The following is a 7319-nucleotide window of genomic DNA, read 5'->3' as shown; positions in this document are numbered from 1 at the left end:
GTTTCTAGGGACGATTAACTCTTTGTTGCTAGTTTTTTACTTAGCGCACTAGGTTACAAACCTCGAGCCGAGATTTGATAGGATCTAGATTGAACAAATTTCAATCCACAAAGATCAACACGCCCTCGTGTTAAACATTGGTAATTAATGAAAATAGATTTATTCGATAATTATCACCATATTAAATTATTAATGTGTTGAGTATATAGGAACGTGGTAAACTGCGTTTGTTGCAATGGAGGGCAGGTTTTAATTACTTTTAGATGGCTGTGTAGTAGTAAACATGATGAAATTTTCAATACTTGTATGTGATGATTCAACAGTTGCCCGTAGGCAAGTTGTGCGCTGTTTAAATGACAGTCTAAGTGCAGAGATTCAACAAGCAGTAAATGGTGTGCAGGCTTTAGCATTATTGCGAGAGCAACATTTTGACTTGATTTGTTTAGATTTAACAATGCCAGAAGTAGACGGAGTGCAGGTGCTCGAAACAATAAAAGCAGAAAAAATAGAGTGCTTTGTATTGGTTATTTCAGCAGATATTCAAGAGAAAATGAAAGTAAGAGTAGCCCAGCTAGGCGCAATCGACTTTATTGAAAAACCCATTAATAAATCTAAATTAAAAGAAATATTGCATAAATTTGGCATTCATTAGGTTATTTTATATTAAAAAAGGCTGTTTTATCTTTTCAATTAGGGTTGACAGCATAGCCTCTGTTAAGGCAGTCTTAAGCCTATGAAAACAATTAATCGCGTACTGACCATTATTATTACAACCACCATTCTTACTGGATAGTGGCATAGGTCGGTGCAACAAATTTAAAGGCCTGTGTTCACTTAGAACACAGGCCTTTTTTCGTTTTATGGGATGAGGAACATAAACAATGCGCGTTTTAAAATTTGGCGGCTCTTCGCTTGCCGACTTTGCATGCTTAGAACAGGTGGCTCAGTTAGCTAAAGCACAATTAAAAGATGAAATGTTACTGGTACTTTCGGCGCCAGGCGGGATGACCGATTCACTGGTTGCGTTAGCTGCGGCAGCAGAGCAAGGTTTAGATTTTTCACAGCAATGGCAAGCACTTGTAAGCCGATGTGAAGGTTTAAAAGCTGATGTGGAAAAAACAGGTGTGGTTGTTTCTAATTGGCCAAACTTAGGTGAACTTAAAAATAAATTAGATGGCGTAGCGCTTATAAAGTGTTGCCCAGATCAGGTTCGTGCATTTGTAATTAGTTTTGGTGAGCGTGTGAGTGTGTCGCTTATGCAAAGTTTATTAAGCTCGCACGATGCTAAATATTTAGAAGCAACAAGCTGTATAGCCTCAACAGGTGGCTACATCGATGCTGAAGCTGATTTAGTAACAAGCAAGGCGCGTTTTCAAGCTGTACTTAAAGAAAACCCAGCCACTATTTATATTATGCCTGGTTTTACAGCAAGTAATGAACAAGGTGAGCTTACAACGCTTGGTCGTAATGGTTCTGATTATTCTGCAGCAATTGCAGCTGCCTGTTTAGAAGCTGAAATTTGTCAAATTTGGACTGACGTTGATGGTGTTTACAGCGCCGATCCTCGTTATATTAAAAAGGCGACTAAAGTAGATTTCTTATCTTATAAAGAAGCGATGGAGCTTTCTTACTTTGGCGCTAAAGTTCTTCACCCTAAAACGATTTTGCCGTGTGCTAAAGCGGGTGTGCCGTGTGAAATTAAAAATACTCATAACCCAGATGCCCAAGGCTCATTAATTGGTAACGATTATAAATCTGACGAGCCAGTAAAAGCGCTTTCAAGTTTACAAGACTTAGCCATGCTTACCGTGTCAGGTCCAGGTATGAAAGGTAAAGTGGGTATGGCGTCTAAAGTGTTTAACGCACTGGCTCACGACAACGTATCAATTGTATTAATCACGCAATCTTCATGTGAATTTAGCATTAGCTTTTGTGTTCACGAAAGTGATTTAGCGTTGGCACTTGATGCGCTACAAACAGCATTTGAACTTGAGTTACAAGCAGGGCTTATTGAGCCAGTACAAGTACAGCGTAACTTAGCGATTGTTACACTTGTGGGTGATAACATGCGCGCACACCGTGGCTTAGCTGCTAAGTTTTTTGCATCCCTTTCACAAGCACAAGTAAACATTGTTGCCATTGCACAAGACTCTACCGAGAGTGCTATTTCAGCGGTTATTGATGGCGAGCTATGTAACGATGCAGTGAAAATATGTCATGAGAACTTCTTCACGCATGTGCCTTCAATTGATGTGTTTTTATTAGGTTGCGGCTTAGTAGGACAAGAGCTTATTTCTCAGTTAGAGCGCCAACAAGCATGGCTTGAAAAGCGTAATATTAAGTTAAACCTTTATGGTGTAGCTAATTCTCGTCAATTACATTTAGATAGTGAAGGCATAGCGTTTGCTGATTGGCAGCAAAAGTTAGCAGCATCTGATCAGGCGTTTGATTTAAATTTAGTAGAGCAATTTGTTAAACAAAACCATTTAGTTAATCCTGTTTTAGTTGATTGCACGTCGTCTGATGCACTTGCTGCACAATACGTCGACTTTTTAAATGCGGGCTTCCACGTGGTTGCAGCTAATAAAAAAGCAACAACTAGCTCGTACACTTACTACCAAGACTTAATTGCAGCAACACAAAAAAATAATCGTAAATTTTTATACGAAACTAATGTAGGCGCAGGCTTACCGGTAATCGATAACTTACAATCGTTATTTGGTGCAGGTGATGAGCTGCTTGAGTTTAGTGGTATTTTATCAGGCTCACTTTCATACATGTTTGGTGCACTGCAAGATGGTTTATCACTCTCTGAAGCCACAATTAAAGCTAAAGAAAGTGGCTTTACAGAGCCAGATCCTCGTGATGATTTATCTGGTACCGATGTAGCACGTAAATTACTGATCATTGCTCGCGAAGCGGGTATGAAGCTAGAGCTTAGTGATATAGAAGTTGAGTCGGTATTACCACAAGGTTTTGCACAAGGCGACAGTGTTGATGAATTTATGGCAAAACTGCCAAGCCTAGATGCGCCATTTAATGACCGTATTCAAAGTGCTGCCGCAGAAGGAAAAGTTCTTCGTTATGTAGGCACAATTAAAGAAGGTCACTGTAAAGTGGGTATTGAAGCTGTTGATTCATCACATGCATTAAATGTAATTCGTGATGGTGAAAACGCCTTAGCAATTTTAAGCCAGTATTACCAACCACGCCCGTTTGTGATTCGTGGATACGGCGCAGGCTCTGAAGTAACAGCCGCAGGCGTATTTGCAGATATCTTAAAAACGTTATCTCGCTAGGAGTTCATTATGATTGAAGTATATGCTCCGGCATCTATAGGTAACTTTGCAGTAGGCTTTGATGCGTTAGGCGCAGCCCTTGCGCCAATTGATGGCAGCTTATTAGGTGATGTAGCTGTTGTTAGCGCTGCACCAAGTGATGAGTTTGTTTGTTCTGGCGAATATGCTCATAAGTTACCAAGTGATCCTAACGAAAACTTAGCGTATCAATGTTTGGTACATTTTAGAGCGCATGTAGCGCCAGATATGCCAAGCGTAAAATTAGAGCTTAAAAAGAACCTACCAATTGGTTCAGGGTTAGGCTCTAGCGCGTGTTCAGTCGTAGCAACGTTTGCCGCATTAGATAAATTTGCACACACTAATTTAAGCCAAGTTGAGCTCATTGAGCTAATGGCTGACTTTGAAGCAATAGTAAGTGGTGGTCGTCATTACGATAATATTACGCCATGTTATTTAGGTGGGCTGCAGCTTACAGGCGATTTAATCCCTGATAAATCAATTGCGTTACCAGTTGATGAAAACTGGTACTACGTTGCTGCGTTTCCTGGCTTTTCGCTTAATACCGCAAAGGCTCGCTCGGTATTACCAAAAGAGCTAAGCATGCACGCAGGTGTTGAGTTTGCACAGCGTTTATCTGCTTTTAGTAGTTTATTATTAACGCAACGTTTTGATGATGCACTTAGCATTATGCAAGACGATATTGCAGAGCCGTATCGTGCACCATTAATAACAGGGTTTAACGAAGCTAAAGCAAGTTTGCCAGCGCTTGGTGCAGAAATTGTGAGTATTTCAGGTGCAGGCCCTACGCTATTTACAGTGTGTAAAACATTAGAAGCTGCTGAGAAATGTGCACAGTGGCTAGAGCAAAATTATATAAATGAGCAGGGGTTCTGCCACATTTGTAAATTAGATAACGACGGCACGCGTCAATTAAACGTTTTATAGGATAGGCAGTTATGCAATTACATAATTTAAAAGATGGTTCTCAAAAAGTGTCGTTTGTTGAAGCGGTAAAAACAGGTTTAGGGCGCAACCAAGGTGTTTTTTTTCCTGAATCTCTTGCTCCAATAGCTGACGTAGACGCCTTACTAGATATGGACTTTGTTTCTCGCAGTGGCAAAATTTTATCGCACCTTATTGGTGACGAGTTACCAAGTGATACGGTTGCTCAAATGGTTAAAAATGCATTTAACTTTCCGGTTAAGCTAGTAGAAGTTGAAGAAAATACATACTGCTTAGAGTTGTTTCATGGTCCTACGCTTGCGTTTAAAGACTTTGGCGGACGCTTCATGGCTGAGTGTTTAGCGCAGTTTAACCAAGGTGAAAAAGTTACCATTTTGACCGCAACATCAGGGGATACAGGCGCTGCTGTAGCGCATGCTTTCTATAATAAGCCAAATATAGATGTGGTAATTTTATACCCTAAAGGCAAAATTTCACTTGCTCAGCAAAAGCTTTTTACAACGCTTGGTAATAACATTCATTGTTACGCAGTGGAAGGTAGCTTTGATGACTGCCAAGAACTCGTTAAAAAATCGTTTTTAGATGATGAAGTTAAATCAACACTTGGCCTTAATTCAGCTAACTCAATCAACATTAGCCGCCTAGTGGCGCAAGTGTGTTATTACTTTGAAGCCATTGCTCAATTACCTAAAGAAAAACGTGCAACAGCGCATATTTCAGTACCTAGCGGTAACTTTGGTAATGTATGTGCCGCCATGATTGGCGCGGTAATCGGTATGCCAGTAGGTAAATTAAGTGCTACAACTAATCAAAATGATACAGTTCCGCGCTTTATGCTTGATAAAAACTGGGCGCCAAACGCAACGCTTGAGTCGCTTTCAAACGCGATGGATGTAAGTAAACCTAATAACTGGCCACGCGTGCAAACAATGTTAGATAATAACTGGTTTAGCTACGATAACTTTTATTCAAGCAGCGTAAGCGAGCAAGATACACAAACTGTGATGAAAAATATTCAACAAACAGGCTACGTAGCAGAACCACATACGGCGATTGCCTACCAAGGTCTTGTTGAAAATAGAGCGCCTGGTGCCGCGGGTATCTTTTTAGCAACAGCACATCCTGCTAAATTTAAAGAAAGCGTAGAAGAGATTTTAAATATTGAACTTGATATGCCAAAACCATTAAGCGATGCATTAGCCAAACCGTGCTTAGCAAGCGATATTAACGCCGATTATGATGCGTTACGCACTGAAATACTGGCAAAGTTAGGCTAACCCAATAGCGAAAAATTAAGCGGCTTAGGCCGCTTTTTTATTATTTAAAATAGGTATTAGTAAGCTGCCATCATTAACTAATTAAATGTAAAAAATAAAAATCATTTAAATTATTAATGCATTTATAAAAAAATATCATCTTAAAAACCCTGTGAAATAGTTTCAATCCCTGTTTAAATATCCTCAACTTAAGAGCGTAGGCAAAGAGTCGTTTAAAGCGTACAATAAAGCCTCTAAAAAACACCATACACGTTGCCCTAGGAGACCCCAATGTTAGAACGTAGCATGAATATTTCGGATTTTGATCCAGAGTTATTTGACGCGATAAACAAAGAAACTGCTCGCCAAGAAGAGCACATCGAATTAATCGCTTCAGAAAACTACTGTAGCCCACGAGTACTAGAAGCACAGGGTTCACAGCTTACAAATAAATACGCTGAAGGTTACCCAGGCAAACGTTACTATGGCGGTTGTGAGCACGTTGATGTTGTTGAACAACTAGCAATTGACCGTGCTAATGAATTATTTGGTTCTGATTATGCAAACGTACAGCCACATGCTGGTTCTCAAGCAAATGCAGCTGTTTTCTTAGCATTATTAGAAGCTGGCGATACAGTACTTGGTATGAGCTTAGCTCATGGTGGTCACTTAACGCACGGCTCTCATGTAAGCTTCTCTGGTAAGCTTTACAATGCAATCCAATACGGACTAGATGAAGCAACAGGTGAAATTGATTACGCACAAGTTGAAGCGCTGGCTCTTGAGCACAAACCAAAAATGATTATTGGTGGTTTTTCTGCGTACTCAGGTATTGTAGATTGGGCTAAATTCCGTGAAATTGCAGATAAAGTAGGCGCTTACTTATTTGTTGATATGGCTCACGTGGCAGGCTTAATTGCGGCGGGTGTTTACCCAAGCCCAGTGCCTCATGCACACGTTGTAACAACGACAACACACAAAACACTTGCAGGCCCACGTGGCGGTTTAATTATTTCTGCATGTGGCGACGAAGCTATTTACAAAAAGCTTAATAGCGCTGTATTCCCTGGTGGCCAAGGTGGTCCTTTATGTCACATTATTGCTGCAAAAGCAGTGGCATTTAAAGAAGCACTACAACCAGAATTTAAAACATACCAAGCTCAAGTAGTTAAAAATGCACAAGCTATGGTTGCTGTAATGCAAGAACGTGGTTACAAAATCGTATCTGACAAAACAGAAAACCACTTGTTCTTACTTGATTTAATCGATAAAGATATCACAGGTAAAGATGCCGACGCAGCGCTTGGTAATGCAAACATTACAGTTAACAAAAACTCTGTACCAAACGATCCTCGTTCACCGTTTGTTACTTCTGGTTTGCGTATTGGTTCACCTGCAATTACACGTCGTGGCTTTAAAGAAGCTGAGTCGAAAGAACTTGCTGGCTGGATTTGTGACGTATTAGACAACATCAACGATGAGTCTGTACAAGCGCAAGTTAAAGAAAAAGTAAAAGCAATTTGTGCAAAATTACCTGTATACGCTTAATTGTATAAGCAGCTGTAATTTAGATCACAACAGCTAGGGCCTGTTTACCTTTCGAGGTTTAATTTGCAGTAGTATGTTTGGTTTTTAGGCAAGGCAGAGTCTATTTAGTGTGGTTACTCCACACAAATAGGCGATAACGCAGCATAAATGCCAAACATGCACTGCCCTTCGGGTTCTGCCTAGGGGCGATAAACTCTTTGTTGCCTACATGGATGTAGGTAAGGGGCGTGAGCAGGACGCGGAAGCTTTACTC

Annotated in this window: 5 protein-coding genes; all 5 read left to right on the top strand. The window is 40.3% G+C overall.

The window, feature by feature from the left end; translation table 11 throughout:
- Positions 1-283 precede the first annotated feature (283 nt).
- The 5 genes from CWC11_RS20125 to glyA all read left to right on the top strand — a co-directional run bounded on the left by CWC11_RS20125 (position 284) and on the right by glyA (position 7066).
- Positions 284-652, top strand: coding sequence for a response regulator (locus CWC11_RS20125; RefSeq protein ID WP_138684116.1), 369 nt, complete (start codon positions 284-286; stop codon positions 650-652).
- A 229-nt stretch (positions 653-881) separates the two neighbouring features.
- Positions 882-3299, top strand: a complete 2418-nt coding sequence (gene thrA, locus CWC11_RS20120; protein WP_058548017.1) for a bifunctional aspartate kinase/homoserine dehydrogenase I — start codon at positions 882-884, stop codon at positions 3297-3299.
- A 9-nt stretch (positions 3300-3308) separates the two neighbouring features.
- Complete coding sequence (gene thrB / locus CWC11_RS20115) at positions 3309-4244, top strand: homoserine kinase (RefSeq protein WP_138684115.1); 936 nt, start codon at positions 3309-3311, stop codon at positions 4242-4244.
- A gap of 11 nt (positions 4245-4255) precedes the next feature.
- A complete protein-coding gene (thrC, locus tag CWC11_RS20110) occupies positions 4256-5539 on the top strand; it encodes a threonine synthase (RefSeq protein ID WP_138684114.1) in 1284 nt (427 codons plus the stop codon).
- A 270-nt stretch (positions 5540-5809) separates the two neighbouring features.
- Entirely contained in the window at positions 5810-7066 is a 1257-nt protein-coding gene (gene glyA / locus CWC11_RS20105) for a serine hydroxymethyltransferase (RefSeq protein ID WP_024031685.1), read from the top strand.
- Positions 7067-7319: the final 253 nt, after the last annotated feature.

This window comes from Pseudoalteromonas sp. S3178 (assembly GCF_005886985.1).
Lineage (GTDB): Bacteria > Pseudomonadota > Gammaproteobacteria > Enterobacterales > Alteromonadaceae > Pseudoalteromonas > Pseudoalteromonas carrageenovora.
The sequence above is the reverse complement of the archived record's forward strand: the minus strand, read 5'-3'. Positions and strand labels throughout refer to the sequence as shown.

Excerpts from the sequence above, each read along its gene's own strand:
- CWC11_RS20125 (WP_138684116.1), top strand. The coding sequence starts at position 284 with ATGATGAAATTTTCAATACTTGTATGTGATGATTCAACAGTTGCCCGT.
- thrC (WP_138684114.1), top strand. The coding sequence starts at position 4,256 with ATGCAATTACATAATTTAAAAGATGGTTCTCAAAAAGTGTCGTTTGTT.
- thrB (WP_138684115.1), top strand. The coding sequence starts at position 3,309 with ATGATTGAAGTATATGCTCCGGCATCTATAGGTAACTTTGCAGTAGGC.
- thrA (WP_058548017.1), top strand. The coding sequence starts at position 882 with ATGCGCGTTTTAAAATTTGGCGGCTCTTCGCTTGCCGACTTTGCATGC.
- glyA (WP_024031685.1), top strand. The coding sequence starts at position 5,810 with ATGTTAGAACGTAGCATGAATATTTCGGATTTTGATCCAGAGTTATTT.